Source organism: Rossellomorea aquimaris (genome assembly GCF_000935355.1).
Taxonomy (GTDB): domain Bacteria; phylum Bacillota; class Bacilli; order Bacillales; family Bacillaceae_B; genus Rossellomorea; species Rossellomorea aquimaris_B.
In genome coordinates, this window is sequence record NZ_JXZC01000014.1 from 18,848 (window position 1) to 45,095 (window position 26,248).

The window sequence follows — 26,248 nt, forward strand, 5'->3', positions numbered from 1 at the left end:
TGAACGAGGTTGCGATGATGAAATGTACGTTTCACTCGCAACCTTATTTCGTGGGAGGTTATTCCGCTAAAACCACATATAGGAGGAAATTTATAATGGCTAAAAAAGGTAAAAAGTTTCTTGAAGCTCAAAAGCTTGTAGATCGTACTACAGCTTACTCAGTTGAAGAAGCAATCGAATTAGTAAAGAAAACAAACTTCGCTAAGTTTGACGCGACGATCGAAGTAGCGTTCCGCTTAGGTGTAGATACTCGTAAGAATGACCAGCAAATCCGTGGAGCAGTTGTACTTCCGCACGGAACTGGTAAAACTCAAAAAGTTCTTGTATTCGCTAAAGGCGATAAAGCAAAAGAAGCAGAAGCTGCTGGCGCTGACTTCGTAGGTGATGCGGAACTTATCAACAAAATCAACCAAGGTTGGTTCGAGTTCGACGTAATCGTAGCAACTCCGGACATGATGGGTGAAGTTGGTAAACTTGGTCGTGTATTAGGACCTAAAGGTTTAATGCCAAACCCTAAAACTGGAACAGTTACATTCGACGTGACTAAAGCTGTCAATGAAATCAAAGCAGGTAAAGTTGAATACCGTGCTGACAAATCAGGTAACGTACACGTTCCTGTTGGGAAGATTTCATTCGACAACGAGAAGCTTGTTGAAAACTTTGCTACAATGTATGAAACAATGCTTAAAGTTAAACCTGCTGCTGCAAAAGGAACTTACATGAAAAACGTTTCTGTAACTTCTACAATGGGACCTGGCGTTAAAGTCGATCCTTCAACTTTCGCAGTTAAGGCATAATTTGGTATTGACTTACTAAGAGCTAATGATTATAATTAGTTCTGTTGTTAAAAAACGAATACATTTGTACCGTAGACAGTAGGTGCTCTTCCTGAGCTTAATGTCCTGCCGAGGTAATTGCGATAAAATAACCGCTTATAGCGTGTTTGCAATGCCCTTATGTCTACCTTGATATAAGGGCATTTTTTATTGGATGACGGTATAAATGTTCATCAGTCAATCTACAGGAGGTGTAATGATGAGCAGCATTCTAGAACAAAAGAAACATATCGTTGGAGAAATCTCTGACAAGCTAAAAAACAGTGTATCTACAATCATTGTGGATTACCGTGGCCTGGATGTTTCCGAAGTAACTGAGCTTCGTAAACAACTTCGTGAAGCTGGCATCGACTTCAAAGTGTACAAAAACACTATGGTTCGTCGTGCTGCAGAAGAAGCTGGTCTTGAAGGGTTAAACGAATTCCTAACTGGTCCTAACGCGATCGCGTTCAGCAGTGAAGAAGTAGTTGCACCTGCAAAGATTCTTAACAGCTTTGCTAAAGAACACGAAGCGCTTGAAATTAAAGCGGGTGTCATTGAAGGAACAATCACTTCAGTTGAGGATGTTAAAGCAATCGCTGAACTTCCAAGCCGCGAAGGACTTCTTTCTATGTTACTCAGCGTGCTTCAAGCACCAATGCGCAACTTTGCATTGGCAACAAAAGCCGTTGCAGATCAAAAAGAAGAGCAAGGCGCGTAAGTTAAAGCAAGTCGTTTAAATAAAAAACAAGCATACAATACAAGGAGGAAATTTAAAATGAGTAAAGAGCAAATCATTGACGCGATTAAAGAAATGTCAGTTCTTGAATTAAATGATCTAGTTAAAGCAATCGAAGAAGAATTCGGAGTAACTGCTGCTGCACCTGTAGCTGTAGCTGGTGGCGGAGCAGAAGCTGCTGCTGAAAAAACTGAATTCGACGTAATTCTTGAGAGCGCTGGAGCTCAAAAAATCAAAGTTATCAAAGTTGTTCGTGAAATCACAGGTCTTGGACTTAAAGAAGCGAAAGAAATGGTTGATAACACTCCTAAAGCTCTTAAAGAAGGTATTTCTAAAGAGGAAGCTGAAGAACTTAAAGCTAAACTTGAAGAAGTTGGAGCTGGCGTAGAAGTTAAGTAATGATTGTATAGATGAAAAGCTCGCTATATTTGGCGGGCTTTTTTCTTGTCTGGCTTCTAACAGAATATAAACATGGATTGTTCGTCCGTTATCATCAGAGCCTTTTCGGGAATGATGGTAGATAGACGTGATGTAAGAATGGATGGAGATGATATAATGACCAATCACTATTATTCTCATAACCCTGATGTAGAGAGCAACCCCCAAACGATTACCTTTGAGTTAAGAGGACATGGGTTCCGGTTCAAAACGGACCAAGGTGTATTCTCGAAGAAGGAAGTTGACTTTGGTTCAAGAGTATTAATCGAAACGTTTGAATTACCTGACGTAACGGGTCCGTTACTTGATGTCGGTTGTGGGTATGGCCCGATCGGATTGTCTTTAGCTAAAGACAATGATGATCGTACGGTTCACATGATTGATGTAAATGAAAGAGCGCTATCTTTAGCGAAAGAAAATGCTAGAGAGAACAAAGTTCAAAACGTGACCATCTATCAAAGCGACCGATTTACGAATGTTGTTGAAACGGAATTTGCGGCCATTTTAACAAACCCGCCGATCCGGGCAGGGAAAGAAACGGTTCATTCGATTCTTGAAACCAGTTATGACTATCTGAAGGAGAATGGTGAATTGTGGGTCGTTATTCAGAAGAAACAAGGTGCTCCATCTGCCATGGATAAAATGGAAGAATTGTTTTCAAATGTAGAAATCGCAGCTAGAAAAAAGGGTTACTACATCTTGAAATCGGTAAAAGAAATCCGTTGACGTAGCTTTGCTGCTATGATAACATTATAAAATGCAAAAATATTATTTTCCGGTATTATGTCCATATGTATATATATTGGATAAATTGGAAAAGATTATAAAATAATAGTTCGTCATTTGAAAATGAGGTTTTATCATTAAAACCCTTTTTCTTTTTGTCTTGTGTAGAGTAGCATTCCTACTTTAAGGCATATAGACACAACCAAAACGCTTGATTTGAGGGGTGAATCAGTTGACAGGTCAACTAGTTCAGTATGGACGACACCGCCAACGCAGAAGTTTTGCGCGTATCAGTGAAGTTTTAGAATTACCGAATTTAATCGAAATTCAAACTTCCTCGTATCAATGGTTTCTTGATGAGGGGTTAAGAGAAATGTTCCGTGACATTTCTCCGATTGAGGACTTCACTGGTAATCTCTCTTTGGAATTTATTGATTATAGTCTGGGAGAGCCAAAGTACTCGGTGGAAGAATCAAAGGAAAGAGATGTTACTTACTCTGCACCGCTTAGAGTGAAAGTCCGTCTTGTGAACAAGGAAACAGGAGAAGTAAAAGATCAAGACGTATTTATGGGTGATTTCCCATTAATGACAGACACAGGTACTTTTGTCATTAATGGTGCTGAGCGTGTTATCGTATCTCAGTTAGTACGTTCACCTAGTGTTTACTTTAGCGGAAAAGTAGATAAGAACGGAAAGAAAGGGTTTACTGCTACCGTTATACCAAACCGCGGAGCTTGGCTTGAGTATGAAACAGATGCGAAAGATGTTGTATATGTGCGAATTGATCGAACTCGCAAACTACCGGTAACGGTTCTTTTACGTGCCCTTGGGTTTGGCTCTGATCAAGAAATCATCGATTTGATCGGTGATAATGAGTACATTCGTAACACGCTCGAGAAAGACAACACGGAAGGTATCGACAAGGCATTGCTCGAGATTTACGAGCGTCTGCGTCCAGGAGAGCCTCCTACAGTAGAAAATGCTAAAAGTTTACTCGTTTCTCGTTTCTTTGATCCTAAGCGTTATGACTTAGCAAACGTTGGACGTTACAAAATGAACAAAAAGCTTCACATTAAGAACCGTTTATTCGGTCAAACTCTAGCAGAAACTCTAGCAGATCCGGAAACGGGCGAGATTCTTGCAGAGAAGGGCACGGTTCTTGATCGTCGCGCGCTGGATAAGGTCATTCCTTATTTAGAAAACGGCATTGGATTTAAAAACTACCAACAGTCCGGCGGCGTATTAGAGGAAGACGTAGTTCTTCAATCTATCAAAATCTATTCTCCTAACGAAGAGGGAGAAATGGAAATCAATGTAATTAGTAACGCTTATGTTGAAGAAGAGGTTAAGTACATTACACCTGCAGATATCATTTCCTCAATTTCTTACTTCTTTAATTTATTACATGGGGTAGGATTGACGGATGATATTGACCATTTAGGAAACCGTCGTTTACGTTCGGTTGGTGAATTGCTGCAAAACCAATTCCGTATCGGTTTATCACGTATGGAGCGTGTAGTTCGTGAAAGAATGTCCATTCAAGACACGAACACGATCACGCCTCAACAACTGATCAACATTCGACCGGTTATCGCTTCAATTAAAGAGTTCTTTGGAAGCTCTCAATTGTCTCAATTTATGGATCAAACGAATCCTCTTGCAGAATTAACGCACAAACGTCGTCTTTCTGCTTTAGGACCTGGTGGATTAACGCGTGAACGTGCAGGATTCGAAGTACGTGACGTACATTATTCCCACTATGGTCGTATGTGTCCGATTGAAACTCCTGAGGGACCAAACATCGGACTGATCAACTCACTTTCTTCGTTTGCGAAAGTGAATAAATTCGGCTTTATCGAAACGCCGTATCGTCGTGTTGACCCTGATACAGGGAAAGTGACCGATCGTATCGATTACTTGACAGCAGACGAAGAAGACAACTATGTAGTGGCTCAGGCGAACGCACGTCTAGGTGATGACGGTGCATTCCTTGATGAAGAAGTCATCGCCCGTTTCCGTGGTGAGAACACGGTCATTAAGCGTGAACGTCTTGACTACATGGATGTATCCCCTAAACAAGTAGTATCAGCCGCGACAGCATGTATTCCTTTCTTAGAGAACGATGACTCTAACCGTGCTCTTATGGGAGCGAACATGCAACGTCAAGCAGTACCTTTAATGAATCCGGAATCACCGATTGTCGGAACGGGTATGGAGCACGTATCTGCTAAAGACTCTGGTGCAGCCGTGATTTGTAAATATGAAGGTATTGTAGAAAAGGTTGAAGCGAAACAAGTTTGGGTGCGTCGTGTGAAAGAAATCGATGGTCAAGAAGTAAAAGGTGACCTCGATAAATATCGTATGCAAAAATTCATCCGTTCTAACCAGGGAACATGTTACAACCAGCGTCCGATTGTTAGTGAAGGCGACCGTGTAGTTAAAGGGGAAATCCTTGCTGATGGTCCTTCAATGGAAAAAGGTGAACTAGCCTTAGGGCGTAACGTAATGGTTGGATTCATGACTTGGGACGGTTACAACTATGAAGATGCGATCATCATGAGTGAACGTCTTGTGAAAGACGATGTATATACTTCTATTCATATTGAAGAATATGAGTCTGAATCCCGTGATACGAAATTAGGACCTGAAGAAATCACTCGTGATATTCCTAACGTTGGTGAAGATGCACTTCGCAATCTTGATGAACGTGGAATCATCCGCATCGGTGCTGAAGTGAAAGACGGCGATCTACTTGTTGGTAAAGTAACGCCTAAAGGTGTAACGGAGTTGACTGCTGAAGAACGCTTATTACATGCAATCTTCGGTGAGAAAGCTCGAGAAGTCCGGGATACATCCCTTCGTGTACCACATGGTGGTGGAGGAATCATCCTCGATGTTAAAGTCTTCAATCGTGAAGACGGCGACGAATTGCCTCCAGGTGTAAACCAGCTTGTCCGTGTATACATCGTTCAGAAGCGTAAGATTTCTGAAGGTGACAAAATGGCTGGTCGTCACGGTAATAAGGGTGTTATCTCAAGAATCCTTCCTGAAGAAGACATGCCGTTCTTACCAGACGGTACACCGATCGATATCATGTTGAACCCACTAGGGGTACCATCTCGTATGAATATCGGACAGGTGTTGGAGCTTCACTTAGGTATGGCAGCAAGATATCTTGGTGTTCATGTCGCTTCACCCGTATTTGATGGAGCGCGAGAGGAAGACGTATGGGCAACCATCGAAGAAGCAGGTATGGCACGTGATGCGAAAACCGTTCTTTATGATGGTAGAACAGGTGAACCGTTTGATAACCGTGTATCAGTTGGTATCATGTATATGATCAAGCTTGCTCACATGGTCGATGATAAACTTCACGCTCGTTCAACTGGTCCTTATTCACTTGTTACGCAGCAGCCACTCGGTGGTAAAGCACAATTCGGTGGACAGCGTTTCGGTGAGATGGAGGTATGGGCACTTGAAGCTTACGGTGCTGCTTACACTCTACAAGAAATTCTAACAGTTAAGTCTGATGATGTTGTGGGTCGTGTGAAGACATACGAAGCCATTGTCAAAGGTGAAAACGTACCTGAACCTGGTGTTCCGGAATCATTCAAAGTTCTGATCAAAGAACTTCAAAGTTTAGGTATGGATGTTAAGATCCTCTCTAGTAACGAAGAAGAAATCGAAATGCGTGACTTAGAGGATGAAGAAGAAGTACAACAAGCAGACACGCTAAATATCTCTGAATCTAATGCACAAGAATCCGAGACAGTTGGGTCAAAAGAATAAATTTAGAGCAATTAGGGTTAGAGCCTGTAGATTAAAAGGGAGGTAGGCCCCTTGCTAGATGTAAATAATTTTGAGTATATGAAAATTGGTTTAGCTTCACCTGATAAGATCCGTTCGTGGTCTTTCGGGGAAGTTAAAAAGCCCGAAACGATTAACTATCGTACGTTAAAACCAGAAAAAGATGGTTTGTTCTGTGAACGTATCTTCGGTCCTACAAAGGACTGGGAATGTCACTGTGGAAAATACAAGCGTGTCCGTTATAAAGGCGTCGTTTGTGACCGCTGTGGTGTTGAAGTAACAAAGGCTAAAGTCCGTCGTGAACGCATGGGTCACATCGAACTTGCTGCCCCTGTATCTCACATCTGGTACTTCAAAGGAATCCCAAGCCGAATGGGTCTTGTTTTAGACATGTCCCCACGTGCTTTGGAAGAAGTCATTTACTTCGCTTCCTATGTTGTAACAGAACCAGGTGACACGGCTCTGGAAAGAAAACAACTTCTTTCTGAAAAAGAATACCGTGCCTACCGTGAGAAATACGGAGTGAAATTCCAAGCTGCAATGGGAGCTGAAGCGATTAAAAAGCTTCTGCAGGACATTGATCTGGATAAAGAAGCTGATTTCCTTAAAGAAGAACTGAAAACAGCTCAGGGTCAACGCCGTACCCGTGCAATCAAGCGTTTAGAAGTAGTGGAATCTTTCAGAAACTCAGGGAATGATCCGGATTGGATGATTCTTGATGTATTACCTGTCATTCCTCCAGAGCTTCGCCCGATGGTTCAGCTTGACGGTGGACGCTTTGCGACTTCTGACTTAAATGATTTATATCGTCGTGTTATTAACCGTAATAACCGTTTGAAACGTTTATTGGACCTTGGCGCTCCAAGCATCATCGTTCAAAACGAAAAGCGTATGCTTCAAGAAGCGGTCGACGCTTTAATTGATAATGGCCGCCGCGGACGTCCAGTTACTGGACCGGGTAACCGTCCATTAAAATCCCTTTCACACATGCTTAAAGGGAAACAGGGTCGTTTCCGTCAGAACCTTCTTGGTAAACGTGTTGACTATTCTGGTCGTTCTGTAATCGTAGTTGGACCTAACCTTAAGATGTATCAATGTGGTCTTCCTAAAGAAATGGCTCTTGAGTTATTCAAGCCATTCGTTATGAAAGAACTTGTTGAAAAAGGATTGGCTCACAACATTAAGAGTGCAAAACGTAAGATTGAACGCGTACAACCGGAAGTATGGGATGTATTAGAAGGGGTTATTAAAGAACATCCAGTTCTCTTAAACCGTGCACCTACACTTCACAGACTTGGTATTCAAGCATTTGAACCAACTCTTGTCGAAGGTAGAGCGATCCGTCTCCACCCACTTGTATGTACAGCATACAACGCGGATTTTGATGGTGACCAAATGGCGGTTCACGTACCTTTATCTTCTGAAGCACAAGCTGAAGCGCGTATGCTGATGCTTGCTGCCCAAAACATCCTTAATCCGAAAGACGGTAAACCGGTTGTTACTCCGTCACAGGATATGGTATTAGGTAACTATTACCTGACACTTGAGCGTGAAAATGCTGTAGGTGAAGGTATGATCTTCAATGATGCAAATGAAGTCATTCTTGCGTATCAAAATGGTTATGTACACTTGCATACCCGTATTGCGATCCATGCCAGCACCATCAACAACCAAACGTTCACTGAGAAGCAAAATCAGCAATTATTGTTAACAACGGTAGGTAAAGTAATCTTCAACGAGATCTTGCCTGATACATTCCCGTTCATTAACGAACCAACAAGAACGAACTTGGAAGTGGCTACTCCTGAGAACTACTTTGTTGATCCGTCAACGGACGTTAAGGAAGTATTCCAAAACCGTGAGTTAATCAACCCGTTCAAAAAAGGATTCCTAGGGAATATCATTGCGGAAGTATTCAAGAAGTTTGCTATCACTGAAACGTCCCGTATGCTTGATAAGATGAAAGACTTAGGATTCAAATACTCTACTAAAGCCGGTATTACGGTTGGTATCGCAGATATCGTCGTACTAGCGGAAAAAGAAGAAATCTTAATCGAAGCACAAAGTAAAGTAGACAACGTATTAAAACAATTTAAACGTGGTCTTATTACAGAAGATGAAAGATACGATCGTGTTATTTCAATCTGGAGTGCTGCGAAAGATACAATTCAAGGTAAATTAATGGCGACACTGGATAAACGCAACCCAATCTTCATGATGAGTGATTCAGGTGCCCGTGGTAACGCATCTAACTTTACTCAGCTTGCTGGTATGCGTGGTCTGATGGCCAACCCGGCTGGTCGTATCATTGAGTTACCGATCAAATCAAGTTTCCGTGAAGGTCTTACGGTTCTTGAGTACTTTATCTCTACACATGGTGCACGTAAAGGTCTTGCCGATACAGCACTGAAAACAGCTGACTCAGGTTACCTGACACGTCGTCTTGTTGATGTGGCCCAGGATGTAATCGTGCGTGAAGAAGACTGTGGAACGGACAGAGGCCTACTTGTAGGATCCATTAAAGAGGGTACAGAAATCATCGAGCCCCTTGAAGAACGTTTGCTTGGTCGTTACTCACGTAAAACATTGCGTCATCCTGAGACAGATGAAATCATCATCACAGAAAATCAGCTGATCACAGAAGACTTGGCTAAGACAATCATTGATGCTGGTGTCGAACATGTTTCGATCCGTTCTGCTTTCACTTGTAACACTAGACATGGTGTTTGTGAGAAATGTTACGGAACGAACCTGGCAACAGGTCAAAAAGTCGAAGTAGGGGAAGCTGTGGGTATCATCGCTGCTCAATCCATCGGGGAACCGGGTACACAGTTAACGATGCGTACGTTCCATACTGGTGGGGTAGCAGGAGACGATATCACTCAAGGTTTACCGCGTATCCAAGAGATCTTCGAAGCGCGTAACCCTAAAGGTCAAGCCGTTATTTCTGAAATCGATGGTGTCATTACTTCCATCAGTGAAGGAAAAGATCGCCAGTACGAAATTACCGTTCAAGGTGACGTGGAAACGAGAAGTTACACAGCCCCTTACACAGCCCGCTTGAAATTCGCTGTGAACGATAAAGTAGCACGCGGTCAGGAAATCACTGAAGGTTCGATCGATCCGAAAGAACTTCTTAAAGTGCGTGATGTGTCAGCCGTTCAGGAATACTTGCTGCGTGAGGTACAAAAAGTATACCGTATGCAGGGGGTTGAAATCGGCGACAAACACGTTGAGGTTATGGTTCGTCAAATGTTACGCAAAGTTCGTGTTATTGATGCGGGTGAATCTGAGGTACTTCCAGGTACTCTTATGGACATCCATCAATTCAGAGATGCGAACGAGAAAGCATTGTTCGGCGGAAAGCTTCCGGCAACAGGACGTCCTGTACTGCTCGGAATCACCAAAGCTTCCCTTGAAACGGACTCCTTCTTATCAGCAGCATCGTTCCAGGAAACAACTCGTGTGTTAACGGACGCTGCCATTAAAGGAAAACGTGATGAGTTACTTGGATTGAAAGAAAATGTTATCATCGGTAAATTGGTTCCTGCCGGTACAGGTATGCAACGATACCGCAAGGCAGAGCCGGTATTAGCAGAAGATACTAGTGAAGAAACAGTAACAGTAGAGTAATCTATTCAGGCTAACTCTTAGACGCGTTTGATTACTCAAACATAACTCTAAGAGTTAGCTTTTATAAATCTTTTAAATCTATGTTGACATAGAGATTTTAAGATGATAATATATTCAAGGTTGCTCCTATTAATAACCTGTTACTTTGGAGGATATGAAATGTCTTATGAAAAAGTAGCGCAGGCTAAAGAAATTATTGTAGGAACAAAGCAAGCAGTGAAAGCTCTGAAAATAGGTCATGTACTAGAAGTTGTTATTGCGGAGGATGCTGATCCCAAAGTTACAGCGAAAGTAGTCCAGGCCGCTATTGATCTTAAAGTACCGGTTAACAAAGTGGATTCCATGAAGAAACTTGGTAAATCGTGCGGAATAGATGTTGGAGCAGCAGCTGTTGCGATTATACAGTAAAATAGTTTTTGTAGAAGCTATCTGCAAAAACTTTACTTTTACCCAAAAAAGAACCACCTGGATGTGTGGGCTTACCAAATAAGAAGGGAGGAAAACAAAATGCCAACTATTAACCAATTAGTTCGCAAGCCTCGTCAGTCTAAATCAACTAAATCAAAGTCACCTGCACTTAACAAAGGTTACAACAGCTTTAAGAAAGTGCACACGAACTTGTCTTCTCCACAAAAACGTGGTGTATGTACTCGTGTTGGTACAATGACTCCAAAGAAACCGAACTCGGCGCTACGTAAATATGCTCGTGTTCGTTTAACGAATGGAATCGAGGTTACTGCTTACATTCCTGGTATCGGACATAACCTTCAAGAGCACAGTGTTGTTCTTATCCGTGGAGGACGTGTAAAGGATTTACCGGGGGTACGTTATCACATCGTACGTGGTGCGCTTGATACAGCTGGAGTTGAAGGCCGTATGCAAGGACGTTCTAAATACGGAACTAAGCGCCCTAAAGCAGCTAAAAAATAATAAAAATACTATAAATTCATTTCTCGTTGAAAGGAGGAAATCACATGCCACGTAAAGGTCCTGTAGCAAAAAGAGACGTTTTACCTGATCCAATGTACAATTCAAAATTAGTTACTCGTTTAATCAACAAAATCATGATTGACGGTAAAAGAGGTAAAGCTCAAAAGAAACTATACGCTGCGTTTGATATCATTAGCGAGCGTTCAGGTAAAGATGCAATGGAAGTATTCGATGCAGCTTTGAAAAATATCATGCCGGTATTAGAAGTTAAAGCTCGTCGTGTTGGTGGTTCAAACTATCAAGTACCTGTAGAGGTGCGTCCAGAGCGTCGTACTACATTAGGTCTTCGTTGGTTAGTAAACTACTCTCGTCTTCGCGGTGAGAAGACAATGGAAGAGCGTTTAGCTAACGAAATCCTTGATGCAGCTAATAACACTGGAGCTTCTGTTAAGAAGCGTGAAGATACACACAAGATGGCTGAAGCGAACAAAGCGTTTGCTCACTATCGTTGGTAATCTGATCTTAAACAAACAAATCATTCTCATATAAGGAAGGAGAAAGACCGCATGCCTAGAGAGTTCTCCTTAGAAAACACTCGTAATATCGGTATCATGGCTCACATCGATGCTGGTAAAACAACTGCAACTGAGCGTATCCTATTTTATACAGGTCGTATCCATAAAATAGGAGAAACTCACGAAGGTGCTTCTCAAATGGACTGGATGGAGCAAGAGCAAGAACGTGGTATCACTATCACTTCTGCTGCGACAACAGCTCAATGGAAAGGCCATCGTATTAACATCATCGATACACCAGGACACGTAGACTTCACTGTTGAAGTTGAGCGTTCATTGCGTGTACTTGATGGTGCAGTAGCAGTACTTGATGCTCAATCTGGTGTTGAGCCTCAAACTGAAACTGTTTGGCGCCAAGCAACAACTTACGGGGTTCCCCGTGTTGTGTTCGTTAACAAAATGGACAAAATCGGTGCTGACTTCCTTTATTCTGTAGGTACACTTCATGAGCGTTTACAAGCGAATGCACATCCAATTCAGCTACCAATCGGTGCTGAGGATGACTTCGAAGGTATCATCGATTTAGTAGAAATGAAAGCTTACTTCTATGAAGATGACCTTGGGACACGCGCAGAAGCTCGCGACATTCCTGAAGAGTACAAAGATCAAGCTGAAGAATACCGCGGAAAATTAATTGAAGCAGTTTCTGAACTTGATGAAGAGTTAATGATGAAATACCTAGAAGGCGAAGAGCTTACAAATGATGAGCTTAAAGCAGCTATCCGTACTGCAACTCTAACTGTAGAGTTCTATCCTGTAGTTTGTGGATCTGCCTTCAAAAACAAAGGGGTTCAATTATTAATTGACTCAGTTATCGACTATCTTCCAGCGCCAACAGACGTTGAAGATATCAAAGGTTTTGTACCTGATACAGAAGAAGAAGTAACTCGTCCATCTTCAGACGAAGCACCATTCTCTGCTTTAGCGTTCAAAGTTGCAACTGACCCTTATGTTGGTAAATTAACTTTCTTCCGTGTTTACTCTGGTGTCCTTGAGTCAGGTTCATACGTAAGAAACTCTTCAAAAGGGAAACGTGAACGTGTAGGTCGTATCCTGCAAATGCACGCTAACTCCCGTGAAGAAATCTCTAAAGTATATGCTGGAGACATTGCAGCAGCAGTTGGTCTTAAAGATACAAGTACTGGAGACACACTATGTGATGAAAAGAGCTTAGTTATTCTTGAATCAATGGTATTCCCAGAGCCGGTTATCTCACTATCTGTTGAGCCTAAATCAAAGGCCGACCAAGATAAAATGACTACTGCTCTACAAAAACTTCAAGAGGAAGACCCAACATTCCGTGCGCATACTGACCAGGAAACAGGTCAAGTTATCATCGCGGGTATGGGTGAGCTTCACTTAGATATCATCGTTGACCGTATGAAACGTGAATTCAAAGTAGAAGCAAACGTAGGTGCTCCTCAAGTATCTTACCGTGAGACTTTCCGTGACACGGCTAAAGTTGAAGGTAAGTTCGCACGTCAATCTGGTGGACGTGGACAATTCGGTCACGTTTGGATCGAGTTCGCACCTAACGAAGAAGGTAAAGGATTCGAATTCGAGAACGGTATCGTCGGTGGTGTAGTTCCTCGTGAATACATCCCTGCAGTACAAGCCGGTCTTCAAGATGCTCTTGAAAACGGAGTATTGGCTGGTTTCCCACTAGTTGATGTTAAAGCAAGATTATTCGATGGTTCATACCATGATGTTGACTCCTCTGAAATGGCGTTTAAGATCGCTGCTTCTATGGCACTTAAGAATGCCGCTTCTAAATGTAAGCCGGTAATCTTAGAGCCAATGATGAAGGTTGAGGTTGTTATCCCTGAGGAATACCTTGGAGATATCATGGGTGATGTAACTTCTCGTCGTGGACGTGTAGAAGGTATGGAAGCACGCGGTAACGCTCAAGTTGTTAAAGCGTTCGTACCTCTATCAGAAATGTTTGGATATGCAACTTCTCTTCGTTCTAACACACAAGGACGCGGAACATACTCCATGCACTTCGATCACTATGAAGAAGTACCTAAATCGATTTCTGAAGAAATCATCAAAAAAAATAAAGGTGAATAATTGATTTATTCGCTTTTATAAAGTATAAATACTAATGTAAGCAATTGTTGTGTCAGAGATGGTTATTTAACCGTCTCTGAGGCACCCAAAATATACTTATTTTCTTTAAAATCAAAGGAGGATTTTCAAATGGGTAAGGAAAAATTTGATCGTTCCAAGCAACATGCGAATATCGGTACAATCGGTCACGTTGACCACGGTAAAACAACTCTAACAGCTGCAATCACAACTACACTTCACAAGAAGTATGGTCGTGGAACTGCAATGGCATATGACCAAATCGACGGTGCTCCAGAAGAAAGAGAACGTGGAATCACAATCTCTACTGCACACGTTGAGTATGAAACTGATACTCGTCACTATGCACACGTTGACTGCCCAGGACATGCTGACTATGTTAAAAACATGATCACTGGTGCTGCACAAATGGATGGTGGGATCCTAGTAGTATCTGCTGCTGACGGCCCAATGCCACAAACTCGTGAGCACATCCTTCTTTCTCGTCAAGTAGGTGTACCTTACCTAGTTGTATTCATGAACAAATGTGACATGGTAGACGACGAAGAACTTCTTGAATTAGTAGAAATGGAAGTACGTGACCTTCTTTCTGAGTACGATTTCCCTGGCGATGACGTACCAGTAATCAAAGGTTCTGCTCTTAAAGCTCTTGAAGGAGATGCTGAGTGGGAAGCGAAAATCTTCGAACTTATGGAAGCTGTAGATAGCTATATCCCAACTCCAGAGCGTGACACTGAAAAACCATTCATGATGCCTGTTGAGGATGTATTCTCAATCACAGGTCGTGGTACAGTTGCTACTGGTCGTGTTGAGCGTGGACAAGTTAAAGTTGGAGACACTATCGACATCATCGGTCTTTCTGAAGAGCCAAAATCTACTACTGTAACAGGTGTAGAAATGTTCCGTAAGCTTCTTGACTATGCTGAAGCTGGAGACAACATCGGTGCACTACTTCGTGGTGTAGCTCGTGAAGATATCCAACGTGGACAAGTACTTGCTAAGCCAGGTACAATCACTCCACACACAAAGTTCAAAGCAGAAGTTTATGTTCTTTCTAAAGAAGAAGGTGGACGTCACACTCCATTCTTCACTAACTACCGCCCACAGTTCTACTTCCGTACAACTGACGTAACTGGTATCTGTAACCTTCCTGAAGGTGTAGAAATGGTTATGCCTGGCGATAACATCGAAATGACTGTTGAACTTATCGCTCCAATCGCTATCGAAGAAGGTACTAAGTTCTCTATCCGTGAGGGTGGACGTACTGTAGGTGCTGGAGTAGTAGCTACAATCACTGAGTAATCATTGATATCAAAAACAGATGGACATCATGTCCATCTGTTTTTTTGTGTAAATTTCTATATAAATGTTTTGTATATATAGGGACAAGATTGAAGTCTTGACGAGTTTCTTCTATATAAGATGTGATTATGCAAATTAATAAAGCTTCTATATTTTATAAAGTACTAGCTTACTTTAGATTATCAAATCACACTGTTTCTGAAGCGTGATTTTTAATATGGTTGAGATCTTCATCCATATATATTTGAAAAATCTAAGTTGATTGGAGCGGAGGGATGCTCAACTCACGCCCCGCGGAAAGCGAGCATCCCGGAGCGGAAATCAACAATCACTTACTCTTGAAGAAATATTATAACTAAGGACTATATAAGAATGATTAATAGTTCACTTTGGATTAAAGTAATTTAACCCATTAACATTGTTGTATTAAATATTGTGAAAATAACCGATGTACTTGAAAATAATAGGCTTCGTTTGTATAATAGAGAAAGTGTGCAAAACATAAAGAAATTGCAAGAACCCCTTGCATCTTCTAGGTGTTTTAGTTATAATAGACAATGTTGGTCTTTGACTGCGATGAAACAGAAGGTTGCTGACACACACGGCCGCTTTGCCATGGCGAGTGTGTGGGAAATTTCTGTGGAGAATGTCTATTCAAAAATAGGCGATAAAGGAGGGAAAATAATGGCAAAACAAAAGATTCGTATCCGTTTAAAGGCTTATGATCACAGAATTCTTGATCAATCAGCTGAGAAAATTGTTGAAACAGCAAAACGTTCTGGTGCGGCGGTTTCTGGACCGATCCCACTACCGACTGAAAAGTCTGTTTACACAATCTTACGTGCTGTGCACAAATACAAAGATTCTCGTGAGCAATTCGAAATGCGTACTCATAAACGCTTAATCGACATTGTAAACCCAACACCTCAAACAGTTGATGCGCTTATGCGTTTAGACTTACCATCAGGTGTAGATATCGAAATCAAACTTTAATTCATAAAAACCATAATTATTAGGAGGTGTGACTTATGACCAAAGGAATCTTAGGAAGAAAGATCGGTATGACTCAAGTTTTCGCTGAAAACGGTGATCTTATCCCTGTAACTGTTATCGAAGCTGCTCAAAACGTGGTACTTCAAAAGAAATCTATCGATGTTGATGGCTACGAAGCTATCCAAGTAGGTTTTGAAGACAAACGTGAAAAGCTTTCTAACAAACCAGAGAGAGGCCACGTTGCTAAAGCTGAAACTGCTCCTAAGCGCTTCATCCGTGAAATCCGCGGTGTAAACGTAGAAGAGTACGAAGTTGGTCAAGAAGTCAAAGTTGATATTTTCGCTGCAGGCGAAATCGTGGATGTAACAGGAGTTTCAAAAGGTAAAGGATTCCAAGGTGCTATCAAGCGTCATAACCAATCTCGCGGACCTATGTCCCATGGTTCTCGTTATCACCGTCGTCCTGGTTCAATGGGTCCTGTTGATCCAAACCGTGTTTTCAAAGGTAAATTACTACCTGGACGTATGGGCGGAGAGCAAATTACAATTCAAAACCTTGAAATTGTAAAAGTTGATGCTGAACGTAACCTTATCTTAGTAAAAGGTAATGTACCTGGACCTAAGAAACAACTAATCAAAGTAAAGTCAGCTATTAAAGCAAACTAATAGAACTTTTCAAGAAAGGAGGAAACAAGAATGCCGAAAGTAGCATTATTCAACCAAAGCGGTTCTAAAGTTGGTGAAATCGAACTTAATGACACTGTTTTTGGTATTGAACCAAACACACATGTGATGACTGAAGCGGTATTGATGCAAAGAGCTTCTTTACGTCAAGGTAATCACAAAGTAAAAAATCGTTCTGAAGTACGTGGCGGTGGGCGTAAGCCTTGGCGTCAAAAAGGAACAGGTCGTGCTCGTCAAGGGTCAATCCGTTCTCCACAATGGCGCGGTGGTGGTACTGTATTTGGACCAGTTCCACGCAGCTACAGCTACAAACTTCCTAAAAAAGTACGTCGCTTAGCGATTAAATCTGCTCTTTCTTCTAAAGTAGTAGAAGAAAATATCTTAGTATTAGAAGCATTATCATTCGATGCTCCTAAAACAAAAGAATTTGCTAACGTCCTTAAAGGTCTTTCTGTTGATTCTAAAACATTAGTAATCACTGACGGTCTTGACGAAAACGTAGCACTTTCAGCTCGTAACATCCCTGGTGTAACTGTTGTTCCTGCTGATGGAATTAGCGTTCTAGATGTAATTGGACACGACAAACTAGTGATGACTAAATCAGCTGTTGAAAAAGTAGAGGAGGTGCTCGCATAATGGATGTACGTGAAATCATTAAGCGCCCCGTAATTACAGAGGCTTCAACTGATCTTATGTCTGAGAAAAAATATACTTTCGAAGTTGATACTAGAGCGAACAAGACTCAAGTAAAAGACGCTGTTCAAGCTATCTTTGACGTGAAAGTAGATAAAGTAAATATCATGAACTACAAAGGTAAGTTCAAGCGCATGGGTAAACACGCTGGTTACACTAACAAGCGTCGTAAAGCTATCGTTAAGCTTACTGCTGATAGTAAAGAAATCGAATTCTTTGAAGTATAAAATCTTTTAATTAAGAAGAGGAGGGAAAAACATGGCGATTAAAAAGTATAAACCTACCTCTAATGGTCGTCGCGGCATGACTAGTTCTGATTTCGCTGAAATCACTACGGATTCTCCGGAAAAGTCACTTTTAGCACCCCTACACAAAAAGGGTGGCCGTAACAACCAAGGTAAGTTAACAGTTCGTCATCAAGGTGGCGGTCATAAGCGCCAATACCGTATCATCGACTTCAAACGTGAAAAAGATGGTATACCTGGACGCGTTGCTACGATCGAATACGATCCAAACCGCTCAGCAAACATTGCACTAATCAACTACGCTGATGGGGAAAAACGTTACATTCTTGCACCGAAAACAATCGAAGTAGGTATGGAAGTAATGTCTGGACCTGAAGCAGATATTAAAGTGGGTAACGCATTACCACTTATCAACATCCCTGTTGGTACAATTGTACACAATATCGAACTTAAACCAGGTAAGGGTGGCCAGTTAGTACGTTCTGCTGGAACATCTGCACAAGTACTTGGTAAAGAAGGTAAATATGTACTTGTACGTCTTAACTCTGGTGAAACTCGTATGATCCTTTCTGCTTGTCGTGCTACTGTAGGTCAAGTTGGAAATGAACAACACGAATTAATCAACATTGGTAAAGCCGGACGTTCTCGTTGGTTAGGTAAACGCCCAACAGTTCGTGGTTCTGTAATGAACCCTAACGATCACCCACACGGTGGTGGTGAAGGACGCGCTCCAATCGGACGTAAATCACCAATGTCTCCATGGGGTAAACCTACTCTTGGATACAAGACACGTAAGAAAAACAACAAATCTGATAAATTTATTGTGCGTCGTCGCAAAAAATAACGGGATTGTACTACGGTTCCTGAAAAGAGCCGTAGATCAATCACGAAGGGAGGTTCAAACATGGGTCGTAGCTTAAAAAAAGGACCTTTTGTTGATGATCATTTAATGAATAAGATCGAGAAATTGAACGAAACTGAAGGCAAACAAGTTGTTAAAACTTGGTCTCGTCGCTCAACGATCTTCCCAGCATTCATCGGTCACACTATCGCAGTTTACGATGGTCGTAAACATGTACCTGTATACGTCACTGAAGACATGGTAGGACACAAGCTTGGTGAATTCGCGCCATCTCGTACTTACAAAGGTCATGCAAGTGATGATAAGAAAACAAGACGCTAATTGAGAGGAGGGTATCCTAATGCAAGCAAAAGCTGTTGCAAGAACAGTACGTATTGCTCCTCGTAAAGTACGTTTAGTCGTTGATCTAATCCGAGGTAAGCAAGTTGGAGAAGCGGTTGCTATCTTAAAGCACACACCTAAAGCTGCTTCACCAGTAATCGAAAAAGTACTTAAGTCTGCTATTGCGAACGCAGAGCACAACTTTGATATGGATATTAATAGCCTAGTGGTAACTGAGGCTTATGTAAATGAAGGACCAACACTTAAACGTTTCCGTCCTCGTGCGATGGGACGTGCAAGTCAAATTAACAAACGTACAAGTCACATTACACTTGTCGTATCAGAAAAGAAGGAGGGATAAGCTGTGGGTCAAAAAGTACATCCGGTCGGACTTCGTGTCGGTATAATCCGTGATTGGGAATCTAAATGGTACGCAGATAAAGATTACGCTAATCTATTACACGAAGACATTAAAGTACGTGAATATATTGCAAAACGTTTAGTAGACGCTTCAGTTTCTAAAGTAGAAATCGAACGCGCTGCAAATCGTATTAACATTACTGTTCATACAGCTAAGCCTGGTATGGTTATCGGTAAAGGTGGTACAGAAGTTGAAGCACTTCGTAAAGCTCTTAACGAACTTACTTCAAAGCGTGTACACATCAACATCGTTGAAATTAAAAGAGCAGACGTTGACGCTAAATTAGTAGCTGAAAACATCGCTCGTCAATTAGAAAATCGTGTTTCTTTCCGTCGTGCTCAGAAGCAATCGATCCAACGTGCTATGCGTGCTGGGGCAAAAGGAATCAAAACACAAGTATCTGGTCGTTTAGGCGGAGCAGATATCGCTCGTGCAGAACATTACAGTGAAGGTACTGTTCCACTTCATACACTACGCGCTGACATTGACTATGCTCATGCAGAAGCTGACACAACTTATGGTAAGCTTGGCGTTAAAGTATGGATCTACCGTGGAGAAGTTCTTCCTACAAGAAAGAAATCTGAGGAAGGAGGCAAATAATTATGTTATTACCTAAACGCGTTAAACATCGTCGCGAACACCGCGGAAAAATGCGTGGACGTGCTAAAGGCGGTCAAGAGGTAGCGTTCGGTGAATACGGTTTACAAGCAGTTGAAGCTTCTTGGATCACTAACCGTCAAATCGAAGCAGCTCGTATCGCTATGACTCGTTACATGAAACGTGGCGGTAAAGTATGGATTAAAATCTTCCCTCATAAACCTTACACTGCAAAACCTTTAGAAGTACGTATGGGTTCAGGTAAAGGTGCTCCAGAAGGTTGGGTAGCAGTAGTTAAGCCTGGAAAAATCATGTTTGAAATCGCTGGTGTATCTGAAGAGGTAGCTCGTGAAGCGCTTCGTCTAGCATCACATAAACTTCCTATCAAAACGAAGTTTGTAAAACGTGAGGAAATTGGTGGTGAATCAAATGAAAACTAATGAAATTCGTGACCTAACCACTGCTGAAATTGAACAAAAAGTAAAAACTCTGAAAGAAGAGTTATTTAACCTTCGCTTCCAACTTGCGACTGGGCAATTAGAAAACACAGCTCGCATCCGTGAAGTCCGCAAAGGGATCGCTCGTATGAAAACTGTAATCCGTGAAAGAGAGATCGGGGTTAACAATCGATAAATGAGAGGAGGTTTGCTTAAATGAGTGACCGCAACCAACGTAAGGTATACACTGGCCGTGTTGTTTCCGACAAAATGGATAAAACAGTAACGGTTATGGTAGAAACTTATAAAAAGCATTCTCTATACGGCAAGCGCGTTAAGTACTCTAAGAAGTTTAAAACTCATGATGAGAACAACGAAGCAAAAGTAGGCGATATCGTACGTATCATGGAGACTCGTCCACTATCTGCTACAAAACGTTTCCGTTTAGTAGAAGTTGTTGAAAAAGCAGTTATTATCTAATATATTTGTTCGGATATTTTATATTCCGAAGGGAGGTTACCTACATGATTCAACAAGAATCACGTTTAAAAGTTGCTGACAACTCTGGTGCTCGTGAAGTATTAACTATCAAAGTACTTGGTGGTTCTGGACGCAAAACAGCTAACATCGGTGATGTTATCGTGTGTACAGTAAAACAAGCAACACCAGGTGGCGTTGTTAAAAAAGGTGACGTAGTAAAAGCGGTTGTTGTACGTACTAAATCTGGTGTACGTCGTCAAGACGGTACTTACATTAAGTTCGACGAGAACGCTTGTGTAATTATCCGTGACGATAAGGGACCACGTGGAACTCGTATCTTCGGACCTGTTGCCCGTGAACTACGTGACAGCAACTTTATGAAAATTGTATCTTTAGCTCCAGAAGTTCTTTAATAGATATTAGCATTGGGCCATTCAAGGAGGTGCGATGAAATGCATGTAAAAAAAGGCGATAAAGTAATGGTCATTACTGGGAAAGACAAAGGCAAAACAGGTGTTGTTCTTGCTTCATTCCCTAAGAAAGACCGAGTGCTAGTTGAAGGTATCAACGTTGTGAAAAAACACGCTAAGCCTTCACAGATGAACCCGCAAGGCGGAATCATCAGCCAAGAAGCATCTATCCATGTATCAAATGTTATGCTTCTAGATCCGAAATCTAACGAGCCAACTCGTGTAGGTTATAAGACAGAAGACGGCAAGAAAGTACGTGTAGCAAAAAAATCAGGTGAAGTTCTAGATAAATAGTACGATTAAGAAGGGAGGTATTCTGAATGAACCGCCTAAAAGAAAAATTTCAACAAGAAATCAGTCCAGCTCTAGTTAGCAAATTCAATTACAAATCAGTAATGGAAGTACCTAAAGTTGAAAAGATCGTTGTCAACATGGGTATCGGTGATGCTGTTCAAAACTCAAAAGCTCTTGATGTAGCTGTTGATGAATTAACTCAAATCACTGGTCAAAAACCAGTTGTAACGAAAGCTAAAAAATCTATCGCAGGCTTCCGTCTACGTGAAGGTATGCCAATCGGTGCAAAAGTTACTCTACGCGGAGAGCGTATGTACCAATTCTTAGATAAATTAATTTCTGTTTCACTTCCACGTGTACGTGACTTCCGTGGTGTTTCTAAAAAAGCATTCGACGGTCGCGGTAACTATACATTAGGAGTTAAAGAGCAATTGATTTTCCCTGAGATTGATTATGATAAAGTGTCTAAAGTACGCGGTATGGATATCGTAATCGTAACAACTGCGAACACAGACGAAGAAGCTCGTGAATTATTGACACAAATCGGAATGCCATTCCAAAAGTAATCGCTATATAAGGGAGGCGAAAATGTGGCTAAAAAATCTATGATTGCGAAACAAAAACGCGCGCCAAAGCATAATGTTCAAGCGTACACACGTTGCGAACGTTGCGGACGTCCTCATTCAGTAATCCGTAAATTCAAGCTTTGCCGTATTTGTTTCCGTGAACTTGCATACAAGGGTCAGATTCCTGGCGTTAAGAAAGCTAGTTGGTAATACCCTATATTGGGAAGGAGGTAAATTATTATGACAATGACAGATCCAATTGCAGATTTGCTAACTCGCATCCGTAATGCGAACATGGTTCGTCACGAAAGATTAGAAGTTCCTGCTTCTAACATCAAGAAAGAAATTGCAGAAATCCTTAAACGTGAAGGTTTCGTACGTGACGTAGAATATGTAGAAGATAACAAGCAAGGTGTTATCCGCATTTTCTTGAAATATGGAGCAAACAACGAACGCGTAATTACTGGATTAAAGCGTATCTCTAAACCTGGTTTACGTGTATATGCAAAATCAACTGAAGTACCTAAAGTATTAAACGGTTTAGGTATCGCACTTGTTTCTACTTCTACAGGTGTTTTAACTGATAAAGAAGCTCGTGCTCAACAAGTAGGCGGAGAAGTACTAGCTTACGTTTGGTAATATTTTTTATATGAATGGAGGTGCAACAGGATGTCACGTGTAGGAAAACTACCAATCGAAATTCCATCTGACGTTACTCTAACAGTAGGTGAAAACAACACTGTAACTGTAAAAGGACCTAAAGGGGAACTTTCTCGTACATTCAATTCTGATATTAAAGTAGAATTAGAAGGAAACGTAGCAACAGTTACTCGTCCTTCTGATGCAAAAGAACACCGCGCGTTACACGGTACAACTCGTGCTCTTATCGCGAACATGGTTGAAGGTGTATCTAAAGGATTCCAAAGAAATCTTGAGCTAGTCGGTGTAGGTTACCGTGCTCAAAAACAAGGTACTAAGCTTGTACTTAACGTTGGTTACTCTCACCCAGTTGAGATCGAACCAGAACAAGGTATCGAGATCGAAGTACCGGCAAACACAAAGATATCTATCAAAGGTATCGACAAAGAACGTGTTGGAGCATTAGCTGCTAACATTCGTGCTGTACGCTCTCCTGAGCCTTACAAAGGAAAAGGTATTCGCTACGAAGGTGAATATGTTCGTCGTAAAGAAGGTAAAACAGGTAAATAATGCCGCGTAGGCAAAAGAAAGGAGTGACCGTAGGTGATTACTAAGCCAGATAAGAACAAAACACGTAAGAAGAGACATGCTCGTGTCCGTTCAAAAATTACTGGAACTGAAACTCGTCCTCGTTTGAACGTTTTCCGTTCTAACAAAAATATCTACGCTCAACTTATCGATGATATGAACGGTGTTACTCTAGTAAGTGCATCTTCTCAAGATAAAGATTTCGATCTAGACTCAGCTGCTACTATCGATGCAGCAGCAAAAGTTGGAGAACTAGTTGCGAAACGTGCAGTAGAAAAAGGATTAAAATCCGTAGTGTTTGACCGTGGTGGATATTTATATCATGGCCGTATCAAAGCTTTAGCTGAAGCAGCTCGTGAAAACGGCTTAGAATTTTAATAAAAAAAGGAGGGACAATCCAGATGCGTCGTATTGATCCAAGTAAACTAGAATTTGAAGAACGCGTAGTTACAATCAATCGTGTTGCGAAAGTTGTTAAAGGTGGACGTCGTTTCCGTTTCGCTGCTCTTGTAGTAGTAGGCGATAAAAACGGTCACGTTGGTTTCGGAACTGGTAAAGCTCAAGAAGTACCTGATGCAATCCGTAAAGCGATTGAAGATGCGAAGAAAAATCTAATTGAAGTTCCTATGGTTGAAGGTACAACTCCTCACCTGGTAACTGGACGATTTGGTGCTGGTCAAATTCTTATCAAACCTGCTTCTGCGGGTACAGGAATTATTGCTGGTGGACCTGTTCGTGCCGTACTTGAATTAGCTGGTGTTCAAGATATCCTATCTAAATCTTTAGGATCTAACACTCCAATCAACATGGTTCGCGCAACTATCGAAGGTTTAAAACAATTAAAGCGTGCTGAAGACGTAGCGAAACTACGTGGTAAATCAGTAGAAGAGATCTTAGGTTAAGGGAGGGATAACGATGGCTAACAAACTAGAAATTACCCTCACTCGCAGCACAATTGGCCGTCCTCAAGATCAACGCAAAACGGTTGAAGCTTTAGGACTTCGCAAAATGCACCAAACAGTTGAACAACAAGATAATGCTGCTATCCGCGGTATGATCAACAAAGTTGCTCACCTTGTGACAGTAACTGAAAAATAATTCTTAACGCTTAAAAAGAAGGAGGTGCCGACATGAAATTACATGAGTTAAAGCCTACAGAAGGTTCACGTAAAGTCCGCAATCGCGTAGGACGTGGTATTGGTTCAGGTAATGGAAAGACTGCTGGTAAAGGTCATAAAGGTCAGAACGCCCGTTCAGGTGGCGGAACTCGTCCTGGCTTCGAGGGTGGTCAAACACCATTATTCCAACGTCTACCAAAACGTGGATTCACGAACATCAATCGTAAAGAATATGCAATCGTCAACCTTGACGCATTGAATCGCTTCGAAGATGGTACAGAAGTTACTCCAGCGCTACTTGTAGAAGCTGGTGTAGTGAGTAACGAAAAAGCAGGAATTAAGATTCTTGGTAAAGGTTCAATCGAGAAAAAGCTTACAGTAAAAGCACACAAATTCTCAACCACTGCTAAAGAAGCTATCGAAGCTGCTGGCGGTACATCCGAGGTGATCTAATGTTTCAGACTGTCTCCAATTTTATGCGCGTGGGTGATATAAGAAATAAAATTATTTTCACCCTTCTAATGTTAATAGTCTTCCGTCTTGGTACCTTCATTCCGGTACCAAACGTAGATGCTAATGTGTTGAAAATGCAAGACCAGGCAGGAATTCTTGGATTCCTGAATACATTTGGTGGCGGTGCTCTTCAAAACTTCTCCATCTTTGCGATGGGTATCATGCCTTACATTACTGCTTCAATCATCGTACAGCTCCTGCAAATGGATGTTGTTCCGAAGTTTACAGAGTGGTCTAAGCAAGGTGAAGTCGGACGCCGTAAATTAGCTCAGTTTACACGTTATTTCACCATCGTTCTAGGGTTTATCCAAGCTTTAGGTATGTCCTATGGTTTCAACAGAATATATGGTGGAATGCTCATCCAAAGCCCAGGAGTTAGTACGTACCTACTAATAGCGTTAGTTCTAACAGCTGGTACGGCTTTTCTTATGTGGTTAGGTGAACAAATCACGGCTAAAGGTGTGGGGAATGGTATCTCGATCCTGATCTTTGCAGGTATCGTTGCGGCTATCCCTAACACAGTAAACCAAATCTATGCTCAACAAATTGAAGGAGCAGGCGAACAGCTCTTCCTTCGAATTGTGGTTCTTGCACTTCTTGTTTTAGCAGTTATTGCAATCGTAGTTGGTGTTGTGTTTATTCAACAAGCACTTCGTAAAATTCCGATTCAATATGCAAAACGTTTAGTGGGGCGTAGTCCGGTTGGTGGACAATCAACACATCTACCATTAAAGGTGAATGCTGCGGGTGTTATTCCAGTTATCTTTGCGATTTCTTTCATTATCACGCCACAGACCATTTCATCCTTCTTTGGAGAAAATGATGTGACCAGTACAATTCAGTACATTTTTGATTACACTAAACCAGTTGGTATGATCATCTATGTAGCTCTGATCGTTGCCTTTACGTATTTCTATGCTTTCATTCAAGTGAATCCAGAACAAATGGCTGAAAACTTGAAGAAGCAAGGTGGATATATCCCTGGTATTCGTCCAGGTAAAACCACACAAGAGTATCTCACTCGCGTTCTGTATCGTCTAACATTTGTTGGGGCAATCTTCTTAGCTGTTATCTCAATTCTTCCTGTTTTCTTCATTAACTTTGCAGGTTTACCTCCTGCAGCTCAAATCGGTGGAACAAGCTTACTCATCGTAGTGGGTGTTGCACTTGAGACTATGAAGCAACTGGAAGCACAGTTAGTGAAACGTCACTACAAAGGATTTATTAAATAAGAGGGTTTTCGGGAACATCTTGTTCCTGAGACCATTTTATAG

At 41.5% G+C, this 26,248-nt stretch carries 33 protein-coding genes and 1 other annotated feature; all 33 genes read left to right on the forward strand.

The window, feature by feature from the left end; all coding sequences use genetic code 11:
- Window positions 1-95 precede the first annotated feature (95 nt).
- The 33 genes from rplA (at window position 96) to secY (ending at window position 26,206) form a co-directional block, all read left to right on the forward strand.
- Window positions 96-797 carry a 50S ribosomal protein L1 gene (gene rplA, locus TV75_RS19740; protein WP_034766007.1) on the forward strand — a complete coding sequence of 234 codons (702 nt, stop codon included), beginning with the start codon at window positions 96-98 and terminating at the stop codon, window positions 795-797.
- Window positions 798-848: 51 nt separating this feature from the next.
- Window positions 849-993 (forward strand) — a sequence feature (ribosomal protein L10 leader region).
- Window positions 994-1,035: 42 nt separating this feature from the next.
- Window positions 1,036-1,536 (forward strand): 50S ribosomal protein L10, encoded by a 501-nt coding sequence (rplJ, locus tag TV75_RS19745; protein WP_044340515.1) that lies wholly within the window; start codon window positions 1,036-1,038, stop codon window positions 1,534-1,536.
- A gap of 57 nt (window positions 1,537-1,593) precedes the next feature.
- Entirely contained in the window at window positions 1,594-1,953 is a 360-nt protein-coding gene (rplL, locus tag TV75_RS19750) for a 50S ribosomal protein L7/L12 (RefSeq protein WP_044340516.1), read from the forward strand.
- Between the two features lie 156 nt (window positions 1,954-2,109).
- Window positions 2,110-2,718 carry a class I SAM-dependent methyltransferase gene (locus tag TV75_RS19755; protein ID WP_044340517.1) on the forward strand — a complete coding sequence of 203 codons (609 nt, stop codon included), beginning with the start codon at window positions 2,110-2,112 and terminating at the stop codon, window positions 2,716-2,718.
- Between the two features lie 232 nt (window positions 2,719-2,950).
- Window positions 2,951-6,508, forward strand: a complete 3,558-nt coding sequence (gene rpoB, locus TV75_RS19760; RefSeq protein WP_044340518.1) for a DNA-directed RNA polymerase subunit beta — start codon at window positions 2,951-2,953, stop codon at window positions 6,506-6,508.
- Window positions 6,509-6,559: 51 nt separating this feature from the next.
- Window positions 6,560-10,159, forward strand: a complete 3,600-nt coding sequence (gene rpoC / locus TV75_RS19765) for a DNA-directed RNA polymerase subunit beta' (RefSeq protein ID WP_044340519.1) — start codon at window positions 6,560-6,562, stop codon at window positions 10,157-10,159.
- Window positions 10,160-10,318: 159 nt separating this feature from the next.
- Window positions 10,319-10,567 carry a 50S ribosomal protein L7ae-like protein gene (locus TV75_RS19770; protein WP_044340520.1) on the forward strand — a complete coding sequence of 83 codons (249 nt, stop codon included), beginning with the start codon at window positions 10,319-10,321 and terminating at the stop codon, window positions 10,565-10,567.
- A 99-nt stretch (window positions 10,568-10,666) separates the two neighbouring features.
- Complete coding sequence (gene rpsL, locus TV75_RS19775; RefSeq protein WP_032085266.1) at window positions 10,667-11,089, forward strand: 30S ribosomal protein S12; 423 nt, start codon at window positions 10,667-10,669, stop codon at window positions 11,087-11,089.
- Window positions 11,090-11,133: 44 nt separating this feature from the next.
- Entirely contained in the window at window positions 11,134-11,604 is a 471-nt protein-coding gene (rpsG, locus tag TV75_RS19780; RefSeq protein WP_034765993.1) for a 30S ribosomal protein S7, read from the forward strand.
- A gap of 51 nt (window positions 11,605-11,655) precedes the next feature.
- Entirely contained in the window at window positions 11,656-13,734 is a 2,079-nt protein-coding gene (gene fusA, locus TV75_RS19785; RefSeq protein WP_044340521.1) for an elongation factor G, read from the forward strand.
- Window positions 13,735-13,863: 129 nt separating this feature from the next.
- Window positions 13,864-15,054: an elongation factor Tu gene (tuf, locus tag TV75_RS19790; protein ID WP_044340522.1), complete on the forward strand. Its 1,191-nt coding sequence runs from the start codon at window positions 13,864-13,866 to the stop codon at window positions 15,052-15,054.
- Window positions 15,055-15,738: 684 nt separating this feature from the next.
- Window positions 15,739-16,047 (forward strand): 30S ribosomal protein S10, encoded by a 309-nt coding sequence (rpsJ, locus tag TV75_RS19795; protein ID WP_007085291.1) that lies wholly within the window; start codon window positions 15,739-15,741, stop codon window positions 16,045-16,047.
- A gap of 35 nt (window positions 16,048-16,082) precedes the next feature.
- Window positions 16,083-16,712, forward strand: a complete 630-nt coding sequence (rplC, locus tag TV75_RS19800; RefSeq protein ID WP_044340523.1) for a 50S ribosomal protein L3 — start codon at window positions 16,083-16,085, stop codon at window positions 16,710-16,712.
- Window positions 16,713-16,742: 30 nt separating this feature from the next.
- Window positions 16,743-17,366: a 50S ribosomal protein L4 gene (gene rplD, locus TV75_RS19805; protein ID WP_044340524.1), complete on the forward strand. Its 624-nt coding sequence runs from the start codon at window positions 16,743-16,745 to the stop codon at window positions 17,364-17,366.
- Window positions 17,366-17,650: a 50S ribosomal protein L23 gene (rplW, locus tag TV75_RS19810; protein ID WP_034765982.1), complete on the forward strand. Its 285-nt coding sequence runs from the start codon at window positions 17,366-17,368 to the stop codon at window positions 17,648-17,650. The genes rplD and rplW overlap by 1 nt, the downstream gene beginning before the upstream one ends.
- Window positions 17,651-17,681: 31 nt before the next feature.
- A complete protein-coding gene (gene rplB / locus TV75_RS19815) occupies window positions 17,682-18,512 on the forward strand; it encodes a 50S ribosomal protein L2 (protein ID WP_044340525.1) in 831 nt (276 codons plus the stop codon).
- Between the two features lie 60 nt (window positions 18,513-18,572).
- Window positions 18,573-18,851 carry a 30S ribosomal protein S19 gene (rpsS, locus tag TV75_RS19820; protein ID WP_044340526.1) on the forward strand — a complete coding sequence of 93 codons (279 nt, stop codon included), beginning with the start codon at window positions 18,573-18,575 and terminating at the stop codon, window positions 18,849-18,851.
- 19 nt (window positions 18,852-18,870) lie between these two features.
- Window positions 18,871-19,212, forward strand: coding sequence for a 50S ribosomal protein L22 (rplV, locus tag TV75_RS19825; RefSeq protein ID WP_034765976.1), 342 nt, complete (start codon window positions 18,871-18,873; stop codon window positions 19,210-19,212).
- A 3-nt stretch (window positions 19,213-19,215) separates the two neighbouring features.
- A complete protein-coding gene (gene rpsC / locus TV75_RS19830; RefSeq protein ID WP_034765973.1) occupies window positions 19,216-19,872 on the forward strand; it encodes a 30S ribosomal protein S3 in 657 nt (218 codons plus the stop codon).
- Between the two features lie 2 nt (window positions 19,873-19,874).
- Complete coding sequence (gene rplP / locus TV75_RS19835; RefSeq protein WP_044340527.1) at window positions 19,875-20,309, forward strand: 50S ribosomal protein L16; 435 nt, start codon at window positions 19,875-19,877, stop codon at window positions 20,307-20,309.
- Window positions 20,299-20,502: a 50S ribosomal protein L29 gene (gene rpmC, locus TV75_RS19840; protein ID WP_032085278.1), complete on the forward strand. Its 204-nt coding sequence runs from the start codon at window positions 20,299-20,301 to the stop codon at window positions 20,500-20,502. Before rplP ends, rpmC begins: the two co-directional genes overlap by 11 nt.
- A gap of 20 nt (window positions 20,503-20,522) precedes the next feature.
- Complete coding sequence (gene rpsQ, locus TV75_RS19845) at window positions 20,523-20,786, forward strand: 30S ribosomal protein S17 (RefSeq protein WP_032085279.1); 264 nt, start codon at window positions 20,523-20,525, stop codon at window positions 20,784-20,786.
- A gap of 44 nt (window positions 20,787-20,830) precedes the next feature.
- Window positions 20,831-21,199, forward strand: coding sequence for a 50S ribosomal protein L14 (gene rplN / locus TV75_RS19850; protein WP_032085280.1), 369 nt, complete (start codon window positions 20,831-20,833; stop codon window positions 21,197-21,199).
- Between the two features lie 39 nt (window positions 21,200-21,238).
- Entirely contained in the window at window positions 21,239-21,550 is a 312-nt protein-coding gene (rplX, locus tag TV75_RS19855; protein ID WP_034765969.1) for a 50S ribosomal protein L24, read from the forward strand.
- Window positions 21,551-21,576: 26 nt separating this feature from the next.
- Window positions 21,577-22,116: a 50S ribosomal protein L5 gene (rplE, locus tag TV75_RS19860; RefSeq protein WP_034765967.1), complete on the forward strand. Its 540-nt coding sequence runs from the start codon at window positions 21,577-21,579 to the stop codon at window positions 22,114-22,116.
- 24 nt (window positions 22,117-22,140) lie between these two features.
- The gene (locus TV75_RS19865) at window positions 22,141-22,326 is read left to right on the forward strand and encodes a type Z 30S ribosomal protein S14 (protein ID WP_044340528.1); all 186 of its coding nucleotides are present in this window, start codon (window positions 22,141-22,143) and stop codon (window positions 22,324-22,326) included.
- Between the two features lie 30 nt (window positions 22,327-22,356).
- Window positions 22,357-22,755: a 30S ribosomal protein S8 gene (rpsH, locus tag TV75_RS19870; protein ID WP_034765964.1), complete on the forward strand. Its 399-nt coding sequence runs from the start codon at window positions 22,357-22,359 to the stop codon at window positions 22,753-22,755.
- A gap of 30 nt (window positions 22,756-22,785) precedes the next feature.
- Window positions 22,786-23,325 carry a 50S ribosomal protein L6 gene (rplF, locus tag TV75_RS19875; RefSeq protein WP_044340529.1) on the forward strand — a complete coding sequence of 180 codons (540 nt, stop codon included), beginning with the start codon at window positions 22,786-22,788 and terminating at the stop codon, window positions 23,323-23,325.
- Between the two features lie 33 nt (window positions 23,326-23,358).
- Window positions 23,359-23,721, forward strand: coding sequence for a 50S ribosomal protein L18 (rplR, locus tag TV75_RS19880; protein WP_044340530.1), 363 nt, complete (start codon window positions 23,359-23,361; stop codon window positions 23,719-23,721).
- Between the two features lie 23 nt (window positions 23,722-23,744).
- Complete coding sequence (gene rpsE / locus TV75_RS19885) at window positions 23,745-24,245, forward strand: 30S ribosomal protein S5 (RefSeq protein ID WP_044340531.1); 501 nt, start codon at window positions 23,745-23,747, stop codon at window positions 24,243-24,245.
- A 13-nt stretch (window positions 24,246-24,258) separates the two neighbouring features.
- The gene (gene rpmD / locus TV75_RS19890) at window positions 24,259-24,441 is read left to right on the forward strand and encodes a 50S ribosomal protein L30 (protein WP_044340532.1); all 183 of its coding nucleotides are present in this window, start codon (window positions 24,259-24,261) and stop codon (window positions 24,439-24,441) included.
- A gap of 32 nt (window positions 24,442-24,473) precedes the next feature.
- Window positions 24,474-24,914 (forward strand): 50S ribosomal protein L15, encoded by a 441-nt coding sequence (gene rplO / locus TV75_RS19895; RefSeq protein ID WP_044340533.1) that lies wholly within the window; start codon window positions 24,474-24,476, stop codon window positions 24,912-24,914.
- On the forward strand, window positions 24,914-26,206 hold the full coding sequence (secY, locus tag TV75_RS19900; RefSeq protein WP_044340534.1) for a preprotein translocase subunit SecY: 1,293 nt from the start codon (window positions 24,914-24,916) through the stop codon (window positions 26,204-26,206). Before rplO ends, secY begins: the two co-directional genes overlap by 1 nt.
- Window positions 26,207-26,248 lie beyond the last annotated feature (42 nt).

What these genes read in the sequence shown, in the direction of transcription:
- rplA (WP_034766007.1), top strand. Translation starts at nt 96, where the DNA reads ATGGCTAAAAAAGGTAAAAAGTTTCTTGAAGCTCAAAAGCTTGTAGAT.
- rplJ (WP_044340515.1), top strand. Translation starts at nt 1,036, where the DNA reads ATGAGCAGCATTCTAGAACAAAAGAAACATATCGTTGGAGAAATCTCT.
- rplL (WP_044340516.1), top strand. Translation starts at nt 1,594, where the DNA reads ATGAGTAAAGAGCAAATCATTGACGCGATTAAAGAAATGTCAGTTCTT.
- TV75_RS19755 (WP_044340517.1), top strand. Translation starts at nt 2,110, where the DNA reads ATGACCAATCACTATTATTCTCATAACCCTGATGTAGAGAGCAACCCC.
- TV75_RS19770 (WP_044340520.1), top strand. Translation starts at nt 10,319, where the DNA reads ATGTCTTATGAAAAAGTAGCGCAGGCTAAAGAAATTATTGTAGGAACA.
- rpsL (WP_032085266.1), top strand. Translation starts at nt 10,667, where the DNA reads ATGCCAACTATTAACCAATTAGTTCGCAAGCCTCGTCAGTCTAAATCA.
- rpsG (WP_034765993.1), top strand. Translation starts at nt 11,134, where the DNA reads ATGCCACGTAAAGGTCCTGTAGCAAAAAGAGACGTTTTACCTGATCCA.
- fusA (WP_044340521.1), top strand. Translation starts at nt 11,656, where the DNA reads ATGCCTAGAGAGTTCTCCTTAGAAAACACTCGTAATATCGGTATCATG.
- tuf (WP_044340522.1), top strand. Translation starts at nt 13,864, where the DNA reads ATGGGTAAGGAAAAATTTGATCGTTCCAAGCAACATGCGAATATCGGT.
- rpsJ (WP_007085291.1), top strand. Translation starts at nt 15,739, where the DNA reads ATGGCAAAACAAAAGATTCGTATCCGTTTAAAGGCTTATGATCACAGA.
- rplC (WP_044340523.1), top strand. Translation starts at nt 16,083, where the DNA reads ATGACCAAAGGAATCTTAGGAAGAAAGATCGGTATGACTCAAGTTTTC.
- rplD (WP_044340524.1), top strand. Translation starts at nt 16,743, where the DNA reads ATGCCGAAAGTAGCATTATTCAACCAAAGCGGTTCTAAAGTTGGTGAA.
- rplW (WP_034765982.1), top strand. Translation starts at nt 17,366, where the DNA reads ATGGATGTACGTGAAATCATTAAGCGCCCCGTAATTACAGAGGCTTCA.
- rplB (WP_044340525.1), top strand. Translation starts at nt 17,682, where the DNA reads ATGGCGATTAAAAAGTATAAACCTACCTCTAATGGTCGTCGCGGCATG.
- rpsS (WP_044340526.1), top strand. Translation starts at nt 18,573, where the DNA reads ATGGGTCGTAGCTTAAAAAAAGGACCTTTTGTTGATGATCATTTAATG.
- rplV (WP_034765976.1), top strand. Translation starts at nt 18,871, where the DNA reads ATGCAAGCAAAAGCTGTTGCAAGAACAGTACGTATTGCTCCTCGTAAA.
- rplP (WP_044340527.1), top strand. Translation starts at nt 19,875, where the DNA reads ATGTTATTACCTAAACGCGTTAAACATCGTCGCGAACACCGCGGAAAA.
- rpmC (WP_032085278.1), top strand. Translation starts at nt 20,299, where the DNA reads ATGAAAACTAATGAAATTCGTGACCTAACCACTGCTGAAATTGAACAA.
- rpsQ (WP_032085279.1), top strand. Translation starts at nt 20,523, where the DNA reads ATGAGTGACCGCAACCAACGTAAGGTATACACTGGCCGTGTTGTTTCC.
- rplN (WP_032085280.1), top strand. Translation starts at nt 20,831, where the DNA reads ATGATTCAACAAGAATCACGTTTAAAAGTTGCTGACAACTCTGGTGCT.
- rplX (WP_034765969.1), top strand. Translation starts at nt 21,239, where the DNA reads ATGCATGTAAAAAAAGGCGATAAAGTAATGGTCATTACTGGGAAAGAC.
- rplE (WP_034765967.1), top strand. Translation starts at nt 21,577, where the DNA reads ATGAACCGCCTAAAAGAAAAATTTCAACAAGAAATCAGTCCAGCTCTA.
- rpsH (WP_034765964.1), top strand. Translation starts at nt 22,357, where the DNA reads ATGACAATGACAGATCCAATTGCAGATTTGCTAACTCGCATCCGTAAT.
- rplF (WP_044340529.1), top strand. Translation starts at nt 22,786, where the DNA reads ATGTCACGTGTAGGAAAACTACCAATCGAAATTCCATCTGACGTTACT.
- rpsE (WP_044340531.1), top strand. Translation starts at nt 23,745, where the DNA reads ATGCGTCGTATTGATCCAAGTAAACTAGAATTTGAAGAACGCGTAGTT.
- rpmD (WP_044340532.1), top strand. Translation starts at nt 24,259, where the DNA reads ATGGCTAACAAACTAGAAATTACCCTCACTCGCAGCACAATTGGCCGT.
- rplO (WP_044340533.1), top strand. Translation starts at nt 24,474, where the DNA reads ATGAAATTACATGAGTTAAAGCCTACAGAAGGTTCACGTAAAGTCCGC.
- secY (WP_044340534.1), top strand. Translation starts at nt 24,914, where the DNA reads ATGTTTCAGACTGTCTCCAATTTTATGCGCGTGGGTGATATAAGAAAT.